Below are 18,394 nucleotides of genomic sequence, written 5' to 3'. Positions count from 1 at the left end.
TCCAGTGGCTCGGCGCGCCGGCCGTGTGCCGCGCACCGGCCGCGGGCTCACCAGCGGCCGGTCAGCGGGGTGTCGGTGCCCTCCCCGAAGCGCAGGCTGTAGAGCGGCGCCCCGGAATCCTGGAACGCACCGTAGAAGCTCGCCGCGCTCGGCCGGAAGATGCCGACCTTGTCCGTCCCGCTCCCGTTCCAGTCGCCCTTGACCGGGAGGTCGCCGGTGTCGCCGAACGGGACGGCGTGGTCGATGCCGATCGAGGTGTTGGAGTTGCTCAGGTAGAAGCCGTGCGTGCTCGGCCGGTAGATCCCGATGGTGTCCTTGCCCGTCCCGCTCCAGTTGCCGACCATCGGAATGTCCCCGAAGTCGCCGAACGGGATCGCGAGGGCGACGTTCGCGTTGTCGTTGGTGAGGTAGAACGCCCTGTCGCGAGGCCGGTAGATGCCGATGGTGTCCCGGCCCTGGCCGGTCCAGTCCCCGACCAGGGGGATGTCGCCGGTGTCGCCGAACGGGATCGCGAGGGCGACGTTCGCGTTGTCGTTGGTGAGGTAGAACGCCGCGTCGCCCGGCCGGTAGATGCCGATGGTGTCCCGGCCCGGCCCGCTCCAGTGCCCGGTGAGCGGAATGTCGTTGGTCGAGCCGAAGGGCACGGCGCGGACGAGGTTGCCGAGGCTGTCGGCCATCGCGAAGGTCTGGCCGGCCGGGCGGTAGATGCCCGGCTGGGTGGGCCTGCCGTTCGGCCTGGTGGTGACCTGGACGTCGAGGTAGTCACGGTCGATGCCGATCGTGACGCCGCCCCAGGTCTCGGTGGCGTTGCCGTCGTACTGGTGGGCCCGCTGGTGACCGGCCCAGGCGGTGCTCGGGATCGCCGGGTCGGCGGTGTCCGCCACACCGTTCCAGCGCGCGGTGAACAGCGCGTCGGGCATGGCGTAGCCCTTGCCGCTCGAGCCGGCGCCGACCAGGTCCGCGATGCCGGTCGAGGCGCTGCTGTAGACGCCCGAGTTGTAGCCCAGCGCGTGGAGTTCGGTGGTCCAGGCGGACAGGAACGGCTGGACGGCCCCGGAGTACGCCGCGACGTTGTAGGACTCGATGTCGTAGTACAGCACGCTCCCCGGGCCGAGCCCGAGGGCCGAGGCCTGCGCCACCGCGTCGTCGGCCGCGGCGGTGCCCTGGGCGGTCGGCGCGGTGATCTTCGAGGCCTGGGCGCCGACGTAGACCGGCATGAAGCGCCAGCCGGCGGCGTACTGCTGTTGCATCCAGGCGGCCGTCAGGTTGGGCTGGCTGCAGGCCCGGGCAGCCCCGCCGATGTAGATGCCGACGGCCTGGTAGGGCGACTCGGCCCGCCAGGCGGCCATCGCGGCGGCATCGGGCGCGGTGCAGGCGTCGAAGCCCTTGCCCGTGTACCTGGTCGCGTCGGCGGGCAGTGCGGGCGGAGTCGCGGCGGCCGCGGCGGGCGCTGCGGCGGCGGACTCGGGTGCGGGGGCTCCTGCGGCCGGGGCTCCCGCGACCGGGGCTCCTGCGGCCGGGGCTCCTGCGGCCGGGGCTCCCGCGACCGGGGACGACGGCTTGGCGGGTCGGGCCGGGCCCGGCTTCTTCGCCGAGTCGGTGGGGAGGCCGGCCGAGGCCAGGACCGTCCGGACCAGGGCCAGGTCGTCGCCGTACACAGCGGTGGCCGTGATGCCCGGGGCCGTGACGCGGACCTCGCGCTCGATCTCCGACACGGTGGTGGCGGACGGGGCGCCGTCGGCCCCGGGCTCCACGAGCAGCGCCTCCGTCCGTCCCACCAGGTGCGCGGGGCAGTTCTGACGGGTCCCGGGTGTGCCCAGGTAGACGGCGTGCTGGTCGAAGCGGACGCAGGCCGTCGGATCGGCCGTCAGGTCGATCACCGGCCAGTCGGCCGGCACCGTGAACGCATGGCCGAGGTAGGCGACGTTCTTGGTGGGGGCCGGCGACGGGCCGGGCGCGGCCTGGGCGGCGCCCAGACTTCCGGCGGAGAGCACGGCCGTCGCGCCGAGGGCGGTGAGTATTCGGCGGCGGGCGCCGGATTGCATGGTGATGACTTTCTCCCTGTGGGAAGCGGCCCGGGCGGTGCCGGGTGACACGGCTGGTCACGCACCCGGTACCGAGGTCGGGCCGGGGCGCGGCAGCACAGCATAGAGACGGCGACTGACGGATCGACAACGGCTTTTGCCGCCGGGGCCGCAACGCGCGGTCCGGCGTCGGCGCCCCCTGGGCGGTACGGGCTTCCCGCCCGCGCGGGAGCACGGGAGGCCGCCTGCCGGTGGTCCGATGCCGCTTCTGCCGACCGGGTGGGGGGACGGTTTCGCCCACCTCCGCGGTTCCCCTGCCCGGCGGGTTCGGGTCTGCCGGTCGGGCAGGCCGGCACCGTTCGGTGCGCGGAGTGCGGGGGCGAACCAGGTTCTCGGCGCAGCTCGTCGCGTGGTCGGCCGGGCGCGGTCAGTCGGCCGGGCGCGGTCAGTCGGTCGGGCGGCCGGTCGCCCGGAGGATCTGCCGTGCCCTCGTCAGATACCCCGCCTGGAAGCGGCTCTCGGCCCCGAGCAGCCCGAAGATCTCGGCGATGTACTTGCGGCAGGTCCGCAGTGAGACGCCGAGCCTGCGGGCGATGGTCTCGTCCCGCAGCCCTTCGCTGAGCATGGCGAGGATCGCGCGCTGCACCTCGTCGCGGACCTCGGCGTGCGGGTCGCAGGGGTTGTAGGGGGAGGCCAGGTTCCAGCTGCGGTCGAAGGAGTCGCAGAGGAAGGCGACCGTGGACGGGTCGCGCACCGCCACGGCGCCGCCGGCGGAGTGCGGGACGAGGACGAGCCGCCGGTCGAAGGCGATCATCCGGCCGCCGAGTTCGGCGAGCGTCCGGGCGGCGGCCCCGGCCCCGACCAGCTCGGCCACCCGCTCCTGGGTCGGGGAGTGGTAGCGGGCGGTGTGGTGGTGGAGGAGGCGGACGCGGACTCCGCGCCGGGCGAGGGCGAGTTCGTCCAGCGGCCAGGCCCCGTCCGGCTGGGTGATCAGCACCTCGGCGCGCGCGGCGGCCGCGGCCTCCTCGATCAGGGCGAGTACGGCGGCGTTCGACCCGACCGGTTCGAGCGGCGCCTGCGGTGTCCGGGCCGCGTACAGCTCGCTGAGCGCGGCCACCGTGGCCCGGGCGTCGCCGAGTTCGGCCAGGTCGCGGCGGAGGCGAGCCTCGGCGGTGACCACGGTGGCGCCGGCCGTGCGCGGGTCGACCGCCTCCCAGCGGCCGTCCGGGCCCGCGCGCAGCAGACCGGCGGCGGCCAGGGCCCGCACCGGGCCGGCCGTCTCGGCCGTTTCCACCGCCTCGGCCGCCTCGACGCCGCCGTGCTCGACGGCCTGGCGGTAGAGGTCGAACTCCTCCGGGCCGAGGGCGCTCAGCCTCTCCGTGATGTCCGGTTCCGTCATGGTTCGTCCCCCGTGCAGCTTGCTGTGGTTCACCATCATGCGGTCGTGCGGCCATCGACCACGAGCCCGCTCCGACGCGATGCTGATCACGGTTCGCGAGGCGCCTCCCCGAGCCGCGACCGCCCGCTCCGACCGCCCGCACCCCCCAGGGGACACCCATGTCCGGAAACGCCACCACCGCCGGTACCACCACCGCTGCCGGTACCGCCGACACCACTGCGCTGCTGCGCCGCCCCGACTTCGCCCGGCTCTGGACGGCCCAGACCGCCTCGCTGTTCGCCGCCCAGATCGGCGACCTCGCGCTCCCGCTCACCGCGGTGCTCGTCCTCGCCGCCGGTTCCGAACAGGTCGGCCTGCTCGCCTCGGTGGCCCGGCTGCCGTACCTGCTGCTCGCCCTGGTCGCCGGGGTGCTGGCGGACCGTATCCGGCGCCGCCGGCTGATGGTCGCGGCCGACCTCGGCCGGGCCCTCGTCCTCGCCGCCGTGCCGCTGCTCCACCGGGCCGACGCCCTGGGCATCGGCGTGCTCTACGCGGTCGCCTTCCTGGTCGGCTGCGGAACCGTGTTGTTCGACGTGGCCGCGCAGGCGTACCTGCCCCGGCTGCTCCCCCGGGAGGACCTGGCGCGCGGCAACGCGCTGCTCGGCTCCAGCCAGTCGGCGGCGACGATCGGCGGCCCGGCGCTCGGCGGACTGCTGGTGCAGTGGCTGACCGCGCCGGTGGCGGTCTGCGCGGCGGCGCTCTCCTACGCCGGCTCGGTGGTGAGCCTGCTGTCGATCCGCCACCGGGAGGAGCGCCGGCCGGCGCGGACGGCCGGGAAGCCGCTGCCCGAGATCCGGGAGGGGCTGCGGCTGCTGCTGCGCAGTGAGCGGCTGCGGACGATGGCGATCATGGCCGCCGTCTTCAACCTCTCCTTCACCGCCTTCGAGGTGGCCTACCTCCAGTACCTCCCGCGCACCCTGGGCCTGTCGGCCGGCGCGATCGGGCTGGTGCTGGCGGCCCTCGGTCCGGGCTTCCTGCTGGGCGCGGTGTTCGCGGCCCGGCTGCCGGTCCGGCTCGGCTACGGGCGGACGCTGGTGCTGACCGCCCTGGTGGCCAACCTGGTGATGCCGCTGACCGCCCTGGTGCACGGCGGGACGGCGCTCGCCGTCGGCGCGCTGATGGTGATCAACCTGCTCTTCGCGGCCTTCGGCACCGCCAACAACGTGACGGTGCTGACCATCCGCCAGTCGGTCACCCCGGACGGGCTCCAGGGGCGGGTGGCGGCGACGAACCGTTTCGTCGCGATGGGCGTGGCACCCCTGGGCGCGCTGCTCGGCGGCTGGCTGGGCGCCGGCCTCGGCCTGCGCGGCACGGTGCTGGTGACGGCGCTCGGCCTCTGCGCGGCGCTGGTGCCGCTCGGGTTCTCCTCGCTGGCCCGGATCGGGCGCGAGCTGCCGACCGCGCCCTGAGCCGGCCGGCGGGGCGAGGGCAGAGGCAGGGGGCCCGGCAGATGGCGCCGGGCCCCCTTGGGTACTGCTCTTGTGCTCATGATGACGGCCGCGGGGGCCGTCTGCGGACCCGAGGGGTCCCGAGCGATCAGGTCATCAGAGGATGATCAGATAGCGGTAACGTTCTCCGCCTGCGGGCCCTTCGGGCCCTGGGTGACGTCGAAGCTGACCGCCTGGTTCTCCTCCAGCGAGCGGAAACCGTTCGCGTTGATGGCGGAGTAGTGGACGAAGACGTCGGGGCCGCCGCCCTCCTGGGCGATGAAGCCGAAGCCCTTCTCAGCGTTGAACCACTTGACGGTTCCCTGAGCCATGCCGTTCTCCTTGCGAGGGACGTATTGGGGGCCACACCGTGTGGCACCCGGTCCGCTGCGCTGATCGCCCTGCCTCCGGACGGGTCCGGAGTTTTTCGATATTGCTGAAAAACTACAAAAAGCCTGCGGTTACATGCTCCGCAGGCTTCAAGTACTGCAAGGGGAATCAAACTGCAACTGAGGGCAACGCTAGCATGCGGCCGCTGTGACGACCAGGGGTGACTTGCGGGCCGGACAGGGCGTGTCGTAAGGCCGGTGCGAGGCATCCGGAACGACGGGCATACCCTGCGGGGAGGCGCACGAACAGCAAGGGAGCGGCGCAGTGGTGGTACCGGATGCGGAAACGCAGGAGCCCCGGGAGAACCCCCCGGTCAGGCCGCGGGTCGGGCATATTCAGTTCCTGAACTGCGTACCCCTCTACTGGGGGCTGGCCAGGACGGGCAATCTGCTCGACCTGGATCTCACCAAGGACACGCCGGAGAAGCTCAGCGACCAGTTGGTCGGCGGCTCCCTGGACATCGGCCCGATCACCTGCGTCGAGTACCTGCGACACGCGGACGAACTGCTGGTGCTGCCCGACATCGCGGTCGGCAGTGACGGCCCGGTGATGTCCTGCGTGATCGTCAGCAAGGTCCCGCTGGCCGAACTGGACGGACGCCGGGTCGCCCTCGGCTCCACCAGCCGGACGTCGGTGCGGCTGGCCCGGCTGCTGCTGGAGGAGCGCGAGGGCGTGCAGCCGGAGTACTTCAGCTGCCCGCCCGACCTGGACGCGATGCTCGCCGAGGCCGACGCCGCCGTGCTGATCGGCGACCCGGCCCTGCGGGCCTACCTGGGACAGGCGGCCGCGCAGGGCCTGACGGTGCACGACCTCGGAGCGATGTGGAAGGAGTGGACCGGGCTGCCCTTCGTCTTCGCCGTCTGGGCCGCCCGCCGCGACTTCGCCGAGCGCAGCCCCGACCTGACGGCGGCGGTGCACCGGGCCTTCCTGGAGTCCCGTGACCTCTCGCTGGTGGAGGCCCGTGCGGTCGCCGAGCACGCGGCCCGCTGGGAGCAGTTCGACGCCGGGGTGCTGGAGCGCTACTTCAGCGAGGCGCTGGACTTCTCGCTCGGCGAGCGGCAGTTGGCCGGCATGGCCGAGTTCGCCGGCCGGGTCGCCCACGACAGCGGCTTCGCCCCGGACGTCATGGTCCGGCTGCTGGAGCCGGCGCCGGTGGTGGTCTGACCGTCCGGCCGCCTGGCGGTCGGTCCGTTCCTTCCGCTCGTCCGTTCGTCCGCTTGTCCGCTTGTCCGCTTGATGGCGGGGTGGAGCGAGGGAGGGGGACAGGCGGGTGCCCGGGGGAGGGGTGCCGCCTGTCCCCCTTCGGCACGGGGTACCGCTTGTCCCCCTCCCGTCCCGCGCGGGCCGGTAGCGTCTGCACGCGAGATCCGTGACATCGGCGGCGCCCGGAGGCGACGGCGACGGCCGGGCGGCTGAGGGGAGCGTGCGGGATGCAGGCACTGGGGGCGGACGACCCGAGACAGGTGGGCGGGTACCGGCTGCTGCGACGGCTCGGCTCGGGCGGGATGGGCCGGGTCTACCTCGGCCGGACGGCCGGCGGCCGTACGGTGGCCGTCAAGCTGGTCCGCGGCGAGCTCGCGGAGGACGCCGAGTTCCGGGCGCGGTTCCGGCAGGAGGTCGCCGCCGCCCGCCGGGTCGGCGGAGCCTGGACGGCGCCCGTGCTGGACGCGGACACCGAGGGCGAGCACCCCTGGGTGGCCACCGGCTACGTCGCCGGCCCCGCGCTCGGCACCGCCGTCCGTGACTTCGGGCCGCTGCCCGAGCAGGCCGTACGGACCCTCGGCGTCGGGCTGGCCGAGGCACTGGCCCATGTGCACGGCCTCGGACTGGTGCACCGGGACGTCAAGCCGTCCAACGTCCTGCTGACCCTGGACGGGCCGCGCCTGATCGACTTCGGCATCGCCCGCGCGCTGGACGCGACCAGCGGCTTCACCCAGTCGGGCTACGTGGTCGGCTCACCCGGCTTCATGTCGCCGGAGCAGGCGAACGGACAGCCGGCCGGGCCGCCGAGCGACGTCTTCTCGCTGGGCGCGGTGCTCGCCTTCGCGGCCACCGGTGTGCAGCCCTTCGGCGAGGGGGTGAGCGTGGCGGTACTGCTCTACCGGGTGCTGCACGAGGAGCCGGACCTCTCCGGGCTCGCCGGGCCGCTGCGCCCGATCGTGCTGGACTGCCTGGCCAAGGATCCGGCCGCCCGCCCGACCCCGCAGCGGCTCCGGGACCGGCTGGACGCCGAGGGCGCGGCCACCGCCCGGCTGGGGCGGGGCGGCTGGCTGCCGCCCGCGCTGGCGTCGGGGGTCGGCCGCAGCGCGGTCGAACTGCTCGACCTGGAGGGGGAGGTGGACACCGGGGGAGCGGCCGTCCCGGACGGCGCTGTCCGGGACGGTGCTGGCTCGGGTGGTCCGGGTTCGGGTGGTCCTGCTTTGGGTGGTCCGGGTTCGGGGGCGGGCGCTTCGGGGGTGGGCGCCTCGGAGGGCCGGACGCCGACCGATCGCGTGCCGGTCGATCCGGTGCCGTACGACCGGGTGCCGCAGGACCGTGTACCGCGGGACCGGACGCCGACCGGGGCGGTGGAGCCGACGGCGGCGCGCCGGGCCCGGCCCGGGGTGGTGGTCGCGGTGGCGGTGGTGGTCGCGCTGGTGCTCTCGGCCGGCGGCTACGGCCTCTACCGGGGGTTCCGGGGCGAGGCGAGACCGGAGTACACGCCCATCGCCGGGACGACCGTCTCCTCCTCGTTCAGCTGGTCGGTCTCCTCGACCTCCAGCACGTCCTCGTCCACCTCCTCCTCGTCCACCACGCCCACCGGCAGCCCGGCGCCCCCGCCGGGCACCGCCTCCGGCCCGAGCGTCGTACCGCCCGGCTTCCTCGGTACCTGGCGCGGGGAGATGACCACCGACAAGGGGCTGCCCGCCGGGACCACCACGCTGGTGATCGGCCCGGCCGCGATCGGACAGGAGAACACCACCAGCCGCAACGCCGTCACCGGGCTGATCTCCATCAGCTGCGAGGGCGCCTGGACGCTGGACTCGGCCTCGGAGGGGAAGCTGGTGTTCACCTCCCGGCTGGTCCGCTCCTCGCTGCCGGGGGCGTGCAGCAGCGGCTCCAACACGGAGACGCTCACCCTGCAGAAGGACGGCAGCATCCGGTTCGGCTCGGCCGATCCGGCGGCCGGGAACCCGACCGGGACCATGCGGAAAGCGGCCTGACGGCGGAGCGCGAAAGCGCTGGCGTAGGCTGGTTCGGCCGTACCCGGAAGCACTGAAACACGCAGCAGTACCCGAGAGAGAGAAGGCCGCCAGGTGTCCGAGCTCGCAGCGACCACCCTCGATGCGCCCAGCACCGACCTGCAGGCCGTGCTCGACCGGGCGGCCGGCGGAGGCCGGATCAGCCCGGAAGAGGCCCTGGAGCTGTACCGCTCGGCGCCGCTGCACGCGCTCGGCTCGGCGGCCGACGCGGTGCGCCGCCGCCGCTACGCCGGTACCGAGCACATCGCGACGTACATCATCGAGCGGAACATCAACTACACCAACGTCTGTGTGACGGCGTGCAAGTTCTGCGCGTTCTACGTGCCGCCGAAGAGCGACAAGGGCTGGTCCCGCGACCTCGACGAGATCCTGCGCCGCTGCGCGGAGACGGTCGAGCTGGGCGGCACCCAGATCATGTTCCAGGGCGGGCACCACCCGGACTACGGCGTGGAGTACTACGAGCGCGCCTTCTCGGCGATCAAGGCGGAGTTCCCGCAGCTGGTGATCCACTCGCTGGGCGCGTCCGAGGTCGACCACATGGCCCGGATCTCGGGGGTGTCGATCGAGGAGGCCATCACCCGGATCCACAAGGCGGGCCTGGATTCCTTCGCGGGCGCCGGCGCCGAGTTGCTGCCGGCGCGGCCGCGCAAGGCGATCGCCCCGCTCAAGGAGTCCGGCGAGCGCTGGCTGGAGATCATGGAGGCGGCGCACGGCCTCGGCGTGGAGTCCACCTCCACCATGCTGATGGGCACCGGCGAGACCAACGCCGAGCGGATCGAGCACCTGCGGATGATCCGCGAGGTGCAGGACCGCACCGGCGGGTTCCGCGCCTTCATCCCGTACACCTACCAGCCGCAGAACAACCACCTCAAGGGCTCGACCCAGGCGACCGTCTTCGAGTACCTGCGGATGATCGCGATCGCCCGTCTCTTCCTCGACAACGTCGCCCACATCCAGGGCTCCTGGCTGACCACCGGCAAGGAGGCCGGCCAGCTGTCGCTGCACTACGGCGCGGACGACCTCGGCTCGGTCATGCTGGAGGAGAACGTGGTCTCGGCGGCCGGCGCCAAGCACCGGTCCAACCTCACCGAGCTGATCCACCTGATCCGGGCCGCCGACCGCGTCCCGGCCCAGCGCTCGACCACCTACCAGCACCTGCGGGTGCTGGACGACCCGGCCAACGACCCGGTCGACCCGCGGGTCGCCTCGCACATCGCCTCCACGGCGATCGCGGGCGGCACCGCGCACCCCGAGCTGAAGATCCTCGACAACGGCTGACACCGGCCGCAGCGGACGCGGCAGCGGCGGGCGCCCCGGCGGCCACCGCTGCCGGGACCGCCTGCCGTCGGGACGACCCCGCCGCGCCCACCTGACCGGTGCCGACCCCGCCCTGGTGACCTCGCCATGCTGACGCTGCACCGGGCCGCCCTCGTGCTGCCCGACCCGGCCGACCCCACCGCCCCGTCCATCGCCGACGGGGCGGTGCTGGTGCACGGCGAACTGCTCGCCGCCCTCGGCCCGTACGACGAGCTGGCCGCCGCCCACCCGCGCGCCCGGCTGCGCGACTGGGGCGACGGCCTGCTCACCCCCGGCCTGCGCAACCCGTACGGGTGCTGGCTGCTGGAACACGCGTACCACCCGGACCCGCGCGAGGGGATCGGGGACGCGCCGGTGCCCGGAGGGCTGTCGGTGGGGTCGGCGGGTCCGGTGGGTTCGGCCGCTTCGGCTGCTTCGGCTGCTTCGGCCGCTTCGGTTGACGAGGCGCGTTGCGGGGCGAGTGCCCGCCGCGGGCTGCAGCGGATGCTCGGCTTCGGGGTGACGGCGGTGGCCGGCCCGTTCGAGCGGGCTGCGGTGCGCACGGCGGTGGCCCGTTCGGGGTTGACCGCGCTGCCCGGCCCGGCCGGTGCCCCCGGTGCGGAGGGGCCGCTGGACCCGCTCGCCGTGCTGCCGCTGGCCTCGGCGGTGCAGGGGCGGCTGGCTGTCGGCGGGCGGGCCGACTTCGCCGTGTTCCGGCCTGCCGGTGCCGCTCGGCCTTCCGGTGCCGCCTGGTCTGCCGGTGCCGCCCGGCCCGAGGTTCGGGCTCCCGGGGGCGACGGGGCCGGGGCGGATTTCGGTGCGGGGTCCGGTGCCGGGTCCGTTGTGGGGCCCCAGGAGGGGTCCGGTGAGGGTTCCGAGGTGGGGCCGCGGCCGGGTGGCTGCCTGGCGACCGTACTGGCCGGGCGGTTGGTGTACCGCCGACGCTGAGTGCTGCCTACTCGTGGGTAGCCGGACTCCCGTGTGACGCACGGGAGTTCCTTCGTGTGCAGCCGAACTGCACTGGTGGCCATATTGTCTGATTCACCCTTCGCCGTGACCTGAGGGCCCGCCAGCGGATACGATCCCGGTCAGCTCAGTCCGTACCCTCACCACACACCGCCCGTCCCCACGGGTGGCGGGGCCCCGTCCCAGGCCCCGAAGGCTAGCCAGGACAGGAACCATGCGATCCGCGACCGTCCCCCCGCCGCGCTCCCCGCGGTTGGGCCGTGGTTGGTACCTCACCGCCGTGCTCAGCGCCGTGCTGGCCGTCGGCATGTGCCTGCTCGGTTGGCGTCAGGCCGAGCAGGCCGACCGGATCGGCGCGCACCCGGTGAGAGTGGACGGCGTCGTCACCCAGATGCCCACCGGCGGCGGCTCCTACAGCACCGTCAGCTACCGGGCCGCCGGCCAGCAGCACACCGCCGCCGCACTGCCGCTGGCGGACGGCGCCAAGGTCGGTGACGCGGTCTGCCTGGAGCACGCCGCCGACGACCCCGGTGCGGTCCGGATCTGCGGCGCCACCTACCCGCAGCCGGTCGGTGTCGGGCTGGCCCGGTTCAGCGTGCCGGTCGCCGTGCTGCTGTTCCTGATCTGCGTGCTGCGGATCCGTCGGCACCGCCGGGCGTTGGCCATTCGCAGTGGCAACGGGCGGTTCGCCACCACCGTCGCCCTGGCGACCGGCGCGCTGGCCGAGGGGATGCCCGCGATAACGCAGGGCAAGCGCTCGCGCCGGAAGCGGCGCTCGGGCGGGCGGCGCGGCCTGCACTGAGGCCGCGCGCCGTACCGCGCGCTCCGGCCGCCGTCGCCGCGTCGGGCGCTGTCGCCGGGTCGGCCGCCGTTGTCGGCCGCCGTCGGCCGCCGTCAGGGGCGTCAGGGGGCGTGCGGAGGGCCCGCGACGGGCGGACGGCGTGCCCCCTTGCCGAACTCGTCGGTGCCAGGGTGAACAATGGGGGCGTGACCCGAGCCTCTCTGGACAAGCAGCCGCACGAAGTCGCCGCCATGTTCGACGACGTCGCGGCCAAGTACGACCGCACCAACGACGTGCTCTCCCTCGGCCAGGCCCGCGCCTGGCGCCGGGCGGTGGCCGAGGCGGTGGCCGCCGGACCGGGCGATGTCGTGCTCGACCTCGGAGCCGGCACCGGCACCTCCTCGCTGCCCTTCGCCGAGGCGGGCGCCACGGTCGTCCCCTGCGACTTCTCGGTGGGCATGCTCGCGGAGGGCAAGCGCCGGCACCCCGAGCTGCCGCTCACCGCCGGGGACGCGACCAGGCTGCCGTTCGCCGACGGCACCTTCGACTCGGTGACGATCTCCTTCGCGCTGCGCAACGTGCAGGACACCGACGCCGCGCTGAGCGAGATGTTCCGGGTCACCAAGCCCGGCGGCAAGCTGGTGATCTGCGAGTTCTCGACGCCGACCTGGACGCCGTTCCGGACGGTCTACACCGAGTACCTGATGCGTGCGCTGCCGCCGGTGGCCACGGCCGTCAGCAGCAACCCGGACGCCTACGTCTACCTCGCCGAGTCCATCCGCGAGTGGCCGGACCAGCCCGCGCTGGCCGCCAAGCTGCAGGAGGCCGGCTGGTCCAAGGTCGCCTGGCGCAACCTCACCGGCGGGATCGTCGCCCTGCACCGGGCGTACAAGGTCTCGTAGCGCGCGAGCAGGTGGCCGGCGGTCGGCGCTCCTGGTCGGCGCCGGTCGGGACGGGCCGGGGCGCTCGGTCGGGGCGGTTCCGGTGGGCGTTCGGGTGTGAGCGGCCTGCGGGGTCCGTTCAGCCGCGCGGCCAGACCACGCCCTGCAGGTCCTCGATCGAGCGGTTGAGCCGGGTCAGCGCCGTCGCCAGCCCGGCCACCTCGGCCTCCGACCAGCCCTTCAGGACCCGGTCGAGCCCCTCCTGGTGGCGGCGGCGGTCCTCCGTGAGGGCCTCGCCACCGGCGACGGTGATGGCGAACTTGCGGGCCACCCCGCCGTCCGGGTCCGGGATGCGCTCCACCACGCCCGCCCGCAGCATCGCCGCCGCCTGCCGGTTCACGGTGGAGGCGTCCAGCTGGAACGCCTCGGCGAGCTGACCGATGGACATCGGCCCCTGCGCCTCGATCCGGGAGAGCAGCAGATAGGCGGAGCGCTCCAGCGAGCCGGCGGTGCGTCCGCCGGCCATCGCGTGATGGCGACCGATGAGCATCAGCTCCCGTTCGATGTCGGTCAGGTGGTCCCTCACGCGTGCCTCCGGGCGGCCGTACTCCCTGCGTCGTTCGCGTTCATGGTAACCATCGAGCAGTGATGTGCATGGTGCATGCACTATGTATAGTGCACATAACGAAGGGGATGTGCCCATGAAGAGTGCCGAGAACAACGCCGTGGGCGGCGCCGTGCCACCGACTGGCCGGACCGCCCGGCGTTCGGCGGGTGACGGGCCGGCGGGTGCGGCCTCGACCGGTGCGGGGTCGACGGGTGGCGGGTCGGGCGGCCGGGGGTCGGCCGGTGCCCGGAGCGGCGCGGTCGTCGCGGCGCTGGCCTTCGCCGGCATCGTGGTCGCCGTGATGCAGACGATCGTCATCCCGATCGTCCCCGCCCTGCCCGGGCTGCTCCACACCTCGGCGTCCAACGCCTCCTGGGCCCTCACCGCGACCCTGCTCGCCGGCGCCGTCGCGACCCCGGTCAGCGGGCGGCTCGGCGACCTCTTCGGCAAGCGCCGGATGCTGCTCGCCAGCCTGCTGCTGATGATCGTCGGCTCGGTGGTCGCGGCCCTCGGCTCCTCGCTGGTGCCGGTCGTCGTCGGCCGCGCGCTCCAGGGCGCCGCCGCCGGAGTCATCCCGCTGGGCATCAGCATCATGCGGGACGTCCTGCCGCGGGAGCGGCTCGGCTCCGCGATGGGTCTGATGAGCTCCTCGCTCGGCATCGGCGGCGCGCTCGGCCTGCCCGCCGCGGCCGTCGTCGCCCAGCGCGCCGACTGGCACTGGCTGTTCTGGGGTTCGGCCGGCCTCGGGGCGGTCGCGGTCGCCCTGGTGCTGCTGGTCGTTCCCGAATCGCCCGACCGCAGCGGCGGCCGTTTCGACGCGCTCGGCGCCGTCGGGCTCTCGGCGGGGCTGGTCTGCCTGCTGCTCGCTGTCTCCAAGGGCAGTGACTGGGGCTGGCTCGACGGCCTCACCCTCGGCCTGCTCGCCGCCGCCGTGGTGATCCTGCTGCTCTGGGGTCTGTTCGAACTCCGCAGTGACCAGCCGCTGGTCGACCTGCGGGCCACCGCCCGACGGCAGGTGCTGCTCACCAACGGCGCCTCGGTGGCGCTCGGCTTCGCGATGTACGCGCAGTCGCTCGCGCTGCCCCAGCTGCTGCAACTGCCCGAGGCGACCGGCTACGGCCTCGGCCGCTCGATGATGGTGGCCGGGCTCTGCATGGCCCCCGGCGGTCTGATCATGATGCTGGTGTCCCCCTTCTCGGCGAAGCTCTCCGCCGCCAAGGGCCCGCGGACCTCGCTGCTGGTCGGTGCGGTCGTGCTCGCCGTCGGATATCTGCTGGGCCTCCTGCTGCTGCACGAGGTCTGGCAGCTCGTCCTGGTCGGCTGCATCCTCGGCACCGGTATCGCCTTCGCCTACGCGGCCATCCCGGCGCTCATCATGGGTGCCGTCCCGCCCGGCGAGACCGCCGCGGCCAACGGGTTCAACGCGCTGATGCGTTCGATCGGCACCTCCTTCGCGAGTGCGGTGATCGGCGCGGTGCTCGCGCACACCGCCGTCTCCTTCGGGCCCGCGCAGGTGCCCTCGCTGGGCGGCTTCCGGGCGACCTTCGCGATCGGTGCCGGGGCGGCGGCGCTCGGGGTGCTGATCACCGCCTTCATCCCGCGCCGGCGGCGGGAGGCGGCGCCCGCCGCACTCGTGGTGCTGCCGGGCGGGGCCGAGGTCGGGGGTGCGGGCGGGGCCGAGGCCGGGGGTGTGGCCGAGGTCGGGGGCGGAGCCGGGGCCGGGGCCGGGGGCGGAGCCGGGGCTCGTTCCTAGGGTTCGGGGGTGCGTCGCAGGAGCCGCCCTCGGATTCCGGCCGGGGGGCGGCAACTAGACTGCCGGGGACAACGCCTCCGTCCCCCAGCCGTAGCTCCAGGAGAGTGCCCACCGTGTCCGAGACCGCAGCCGACCTGACGAAGCCGGACAGCACCGTGGAGAGCACCGCGGACGTCATCGTGGTCGGCGCGGGCCCGGCCGGCGCCACCACCGCGTACTACCTCGCCCAGGCAGGCCTGGACGTGCTGCTGCTGGAGAAGACCTCGTTCCCCCGCGAGAAGGTCTGTGGTGACGGCCTGACGCCCCGTGCCACCAAGCAACTGGTCGACATGGGGATCGACGTGTCGCTCGAGAACGGCTGGCTGCACAACAAGGGTCTGCGGATCATCGGCGGCGGCGTCCGGCTGGAGCTGGACTGGCCGGAGCTGTCCGCGTTCCCCGACTACGGCCTGGTCCGCAAGCGCGCCGACTTCGACGAGCTGCTCGCCCGTCAGGCGGAGAAGGCCGGCGCCCGCCTGTACGAGCGGTGCAACGTCAGCGGCCCGGTGCTGGACGACCGGACCGGTCGGATCGTCGGCGTCACCGCCCGGCTCGGCGACGAGAAGCGCGAGGTCACCTTCCGCGCCCCGCTGGTCGTCGCGGCCGACGGCAACTCCACCCGGCTCTCGCTGGCCATGGGCCTGCACCGCCGCGAGGACCGTCCGATGGGTGTCGCCTACCGGACGTACTTCACCTCCCCGCGCCATGACGACGACTACCTGGAGTCCTGGCTGGAGCTGTGGGACACCCGTGCCGGCGACCGCAAGCTGCTGCCCGGCTACGGCTGGATCTTCGGTATGGGCGACGGCACCTCCAATGTCGGTCTCGGCATCCTCAACTCCTCGCCCGCCTTCGGCGAGCTGGACTGGCGCGACGTGCTCAAGGCCTGGTGCGCCAGCATGCCGGCGGAGTGGGGCTACACCCCCGAGAACATGACCGACCCGATCCGCGGCGCCGCTCTGCCGATGGCCTTCAACCGGCAGCCGCACTACACCCGCGGCCTGCTGCTCGTCGGCGACGCCGGCGGCATGGTCAACCCGTTCAACGGTGAGGGCATCGCCTATGCGATGGAATCCGGCCAGATCGCGGCCGGCGTCATCGTCCAGGCCAACGCCCGGGTGACGGACGCCGGTCGCGAGCGTGCCCTTCAGGCGTACCCGCGCATTCTCAAGGACGTCTACGGGGGCTACTACACCCTCGGTCGCGCCTTCGTGAAGCTCATCGGCAACCCCAAGGTGATGCAGCTCGCCACCCAGCGCGGCCTGACCCACCCGATGCTGATGAAGTTCGTCCTCAAGATGCTCGCCAACCTGACGGACCCGCAGGGCGGTGACGCCATGGACCGCATCATCAACGGCCTCGCCCGCGTCGCCCCGAACGCCTGACCGGTAGCTCTCGGGCCCGGCGCCACTCCTGCCCCGGCGGGAGGGCCCGGGCCGCTACTGTTCCCGGCGGCTGGTGGTCGAACGCTGCTCGACGTAGGCGAGGCGGTCGGCGAAGACCTGGGCGGCGTCCGGGGTGAGTGTGCGCAGGGCGACCAGGGCGGTGAAGACGACGTCGCAGAGCTCGTGCTGGACGTCCTCCCAGGTGTGGGTCACCCCCTTGCGAGGGTTCTGCCCGGTGACGCCGACCACGGCGGCGCCGACCTCGCCCACCTCCTCGGAGAGTTTGAGAATGCGGAGCAGGCGCTCCTCCTGCGGGGAGAGCACGCTCTCCCGGTCCAGCCAGGCGACCAGTTGGTCGACGCTCTCCCAGATCCTGCTGTCCATCTGCGCTGCTCCCGTACGGCCTCGGTGACGTCGACCACCGTACGGGAGCCGGGCACGGGGCTCAGCGGGAGCTGATCTTCACGTTCCGGATGTTCACCGGGAGGGTCGGGAAGCCGTCGCCGGGGTTGTTCTGGTCGTCCTCGCCGCCGGCGGCGATCTTCTGCAGGACGTCCAGGCCGGAGGTCACCCGGCCGAACGGGGTGTAGGCGGGGGAGAGCTTGGTGTCCTTCCAGACGAAGAAGAACTGGCTGCCGTTGGTGTTCGGCCCGGCGTTGGCCATGGCCACGGTGCCGGCCGGGTACGTGGCACCGGTGAGGTTCTCGTCGGGGAAGGAGTAGCCCGGGCCGCCGCTGCCGGTGCCGGTCGGGTCGCCGCACTGCAGGACGAAGATCCGCTGAGTGGTGAGCCGGTGGCAGTGGCTCCGGTCGAAGTAGTCGTGCTCGGCGAGGAAGCGGAACGAGAACGTCGTGCAGGGTGCCTCGGCGGTCAGGGCCTGGAAGGTGATCGCACCCTGACTGGTCTTCAAGGTCGCGCTGTAGGGCTTGGCGGCCTTCTTGGCGTTGAAGACCGGGATGCCCTTGAAGTTGTCGGCGGGCACCGCCGGGGTGTAGGTGCAGGTAGGGGCCGCGGGCGAGGCGGGTGCGGCCGGCGCGGTCTCCGCGGCGGCGGTGCCGGTGGTCGCGGCGAGCAGGAGGACGCTGGCGGCGGCGGGCAACGCCCAGTGCTTGCGCTTCATGTGACGGGCCTTCCGGGGGGTGGTGGACGGCTGCATTGTCATGGCGACATCATCCACGCCCGGGGGTGGATCCGGTAGACGCCGGGGCGGGAGGTGGGCGGTGTGCCGCTGGGGCTGGTGTCGTGCGGAGGTTCCGGCCACCGGGGGGGGGCGGGGGCCGGGGGCCGGGTCGGGGTTGGGCCCCCCGGGGTCGGGTCGGGTCGGGTCGGGTTGGGCCTCTGGGCCTCGGTCGTGGCTGGCGTCGGGAACGGGTGTCGGGCGGGTGTTCGGCGGGCGGGCGTTCAGTGGGTGGGCGTTCAGTCGGCGCCGGGTGTGGTGAACAGGCCGGCGCGGGCGGCCAGCGCGGCGACGTCGGCGGCCTGTTCGGCGGCGCGGGTGTCCAGGGGCTCGCCGGAGACGAACAGGCGGTAGTAGAGCGGGGCCGTCGCCGCCCGCACCACCTCGCTGCCGTCCGTGCTGGGGGGCAGCTCGCCCCGTTCGACGGCCCGGGTGGCCACTGCGGCGGCCTGGCGGTGCCGGGCGGCGAAGAAGGCTCGCAGGGCGGTGGCGCCGATGTCGGAGCGTTGGGCGGCGGCGATCAGTGCGGTCGGGGTCGGGCCCAGCTCGGGGTCGGTGAAGACGGAGTACACCTCGTATGTGATCCGGCGCAGGTCGGTGGCGAGGTCGCCGGTGTCGGGGAGCGGCCATGGCTGGTCGGCGGAGGCGGTGAGCGCGTCCGCGACCAGTCCGTCCACCCCGCCCCAGCGGCGGTACAGGGTGGCCTTGTGCACGCCCGAGCGGGCGGCGATCGCGTCGACGGTCAGTCCGTCGTACGCCCTCTCGGTCACCTCGGCGAGCGTCGCGGCGACCACGTCCGCCCGCACCCGGGCGCTGCGTCCGCCGGGGCGGGGTGTGGGGGTTCGAGCTTCCTCGCTCACGGTCGACTCCAGTCGCTTCAGTGGGTGCGGCGGCCGCAGTGCCGCGCGATCCCGATCTTAATGCGACACAAGTCGCCTTTCGGTGCCGGAGGGAGGCGATCGAAGTCGAAAACCGTTGATCGCGGGCG

At 73.6% G+C, this 18,394-nt stretch carries 16 protein-coding genes; 9 read left to right on the top strand and 7 right to left on the bottom strand.

Annotated features, from left to right (window positions below; translation table 11 throughout):
• Window positions 1-47 precede the first annotated feature (47 nt).
• Window positions 48-2,045 (bottom strand): DUF1906 domain-containing protein, encoded by a 1,998-nt coding sequence (locus ACWDRR_RS16680; protein WP_449772913.1) that lies wholly within the window; start codon window positions 2,043-2,045, stop codon window positions 48-50.
• A gap of 424 nt (window positions 2,046-2,469) precedes the next feature.
• Window positions 2,470-3,423, bottom strand: coding sequence for a LuxR C-terminal-related transcriptional regulator (locus ACWDRR_RS16675; protein WP_449772912.1), 954 nt, complete (start codon window positions 3,421-3,423; stop codon window positions 2,470-2,472).
• Window positions 3,424-3,581: 158 nt separating this feature from the next.
• On the opposite strand from ACWDRR_RS16675, the gene ACWDRR_RS16670 reads away from it, so the two are divergent.
• On the top strand, window positions 3,582-4,871 hold the full coding sequence (locus ACWDRR_RS16670) for an MFS transporter (protein ID WP_449772911.1): 1,290 nt from the start codon (window positions 3,582-3,584) through the stop codon (window positions 4,869-4,871).
• A 146-nt stretch (window positions 4,872-5,017) separates the two neighbouring features.
• Here the strand turns inward: ACWDRR_RS16670 and ACWDRR_RS16665 are convergent, their stop codons facing one another.
• The gene (locus tag ACWDRR_RS16665) at window positions 5,018-5,221 is read right to left on the bottom strand and encodes a cold-shock protein (protein ID WP_057227626.1); all 204 of its coding nucleotides are present in this window, start codon (window positions 5,219-5,221) and stop codon (window positions 5,018-5,020) included.
• A gap of 322 nt (window positions 5,222-5,543) precedes the next feature.
• Between ACWDRR_RS16665 and ACWDRR_RS16660 the strand changes: the two genes are divergently transcribed.
• From ACWDRR_RS16660 to ACWDRR_RS16635, 6 genes are all read left to right on the top strand, one after another.
• Window positions 5,544-6,443: a menaquinone biosynthetic enzyme MqnA/MqnD family protein gene (locus ACWDRR_RS16660; protein WP_449772910.1), complete on the top strand. Its 900-nt coding sequence runs from the start codon at window positions 5,544-5,546 to the stop codon at window positions 6,441-6,443.
• Between the two features lie 266 nt (window positions 6,444-6,709).
• On the top strand, window positions 6,710-8,482 hold the full coding sequence (locus ACWDRR_RS16655) for a serine/threonine-protein kinase (RefSeq protein ID WP_449772909.1): 1,773 nt from the start codon (window positions 6,710-6,712) through the stop codon (window positions 8,480-8,482).
• Between the two features lie 93 nt (window positions 8,483-8,575).
• Window positions 8,576-9,799, top strand: coding sequence for a cyclic dehypoxanthinyl futalosine synthase (gene mqnC / locus ACWDRR_RS16650; protein WP_449772908.1), 1,224 nt, complete (start codon window positions 8,576-8,578; stop codon window positions 9,797-9,799).
• Between the two features lie 126 nt (window positions 9,800-9,925).
• Entirely contained in the window at window positions 9,926-10,765 is an 840-nt protein-coding gene (locus ACWDRR_RS16645) for an imidazolonepropionase-like domain-containing protein (RefSeq protein ID WP_449772907.1), read from the top strand.
• 232 nt (window positions 10,766-10,997) lie between these two features.
• The gene (locus ACWDRR_RS16640; protein ID WP_449772906.1) at window positions 10,998-11,585 is read left to right on the top strand and encodes a hypothetical protein; all 588 of its coding nucleotides are present in this window, start codon (window positions 10,998-11,000) and stop codon (window positions 11,583-11,585) included.
• A 185-nt stretch (window positions 11,586-11,770) separates the two neighbouring features.
• Window positions 11,771-12,466, top strand: coding sequence for a demethylmenaquinone methyltransferase (locus ACWDRR_RS16635; protein WP_449772905.1), 696 nt, complete (start codon window positions 11,771-11,773; stop codon window positions 12,464-12,466).
• A 118-nt stretch (window positions 12,467-12,584) separates the two neighbouring features.
• On the opposite strand, the gene ACWDRR_RS16630 is transcribed toward ACWDRR_RS16635, so the two are convergent.
• Window positions 12,585-12,995: a MarR family winged helix-turn-helix transcriptional regulator gene (locus ACWDRR_RS16630; RefSeq protein WP_449773007.1), complete on the bottom strand. Its 411-nt coding sequence runs from the start codon at window positions 12,993-12,995 to the stop codon at window positions 12,585-12,587.
• Between the two features lie 151 nt (window positions 12,996-13,146).
• Here ACWDRR_RS16630 and ACWDRR_RS16625 point away from each other — a divergent pair, with 151 nt between their 5' ends.
• Both ACWDRR_RS16625 and ACWDRR_RS16620 read left to right on the top strand, forming a co-directional pair.
• A complete protein-coding gene (locus ACWDRR_RS16625) occupies window positions 13,147-14,805 on the top strand; it encodes an MFS transporter (RefSeq protein WP_449772904.1) in 1,659 nt (552 codons plus the stop codon).
• Window positions 14,806-14,939: 134 nt separating this feature from the next.
• The gene (locus ACWDRR_RS16620; protein ID WP_449773006.1) at window positions 14,940-16,229 is read left to right on the top strand and encodes a geranylgeranyl reductase family protein; all 1,290 of its coding nucleotides are present in this window, start codon (window positions 14,940-14,942) and stop codon (window positions 16,227-16,229) included.
• 54 nt (window positions 16,230-16,283) lie between these two features.
• On the opposite strand, the gene ACWDRR_RS16615 is transcribed toward ACWDRR_RS16620, so the two are convergent.
• The 3 genes from ACWDRR_RS16615 to ACWDRR_RS16605 form a co-directional block, all read right to left on the bottom strand.
• Window positions 16,284-16,613: a MazG-like family protein gene (locus tag ACWDRR_RS16615; protein ID WP_449772903.1), complete on the bottom strand. Its 330-nt coding sequence runs from the start codon at window positions 16,611-16,613 to the stop codon at window positions 16,284-16,286.
• A 61-nt stretch (window positions 16,614-16,674) separates the two neighbouring features.
• Entirely contained in the window at window positions 16,675-17,391 is a 717-nt protein-coding gene (locus ACWDRR_RS16610; protein ID WP_449772902.1) for a peptidylprolyl isomerase, read from the bottom strand.
• Between the two features lie 254 nt (window positions 17,392-17,645).
• Entirely contained in the window at window positions 17,646-18,266 is a 621-nt protein-coding gene (locus tag ACWDRR_RS16605) for a TetR/AcrR family transcriptional regulator (RefSeq protein WP_449772901.1), read from the bottom strand.
• Window positions 18,267-18,394: the final 128 nt, after the last annotated feature.

It is taken from the genome of Kitasatospora sp. NPDC003701 (assembly GCF_053587085.1).
Note: the sequence above shows the minus strand (reverse complement) of the source record. Positions and strands in the feature narration are given on the sequence as shown.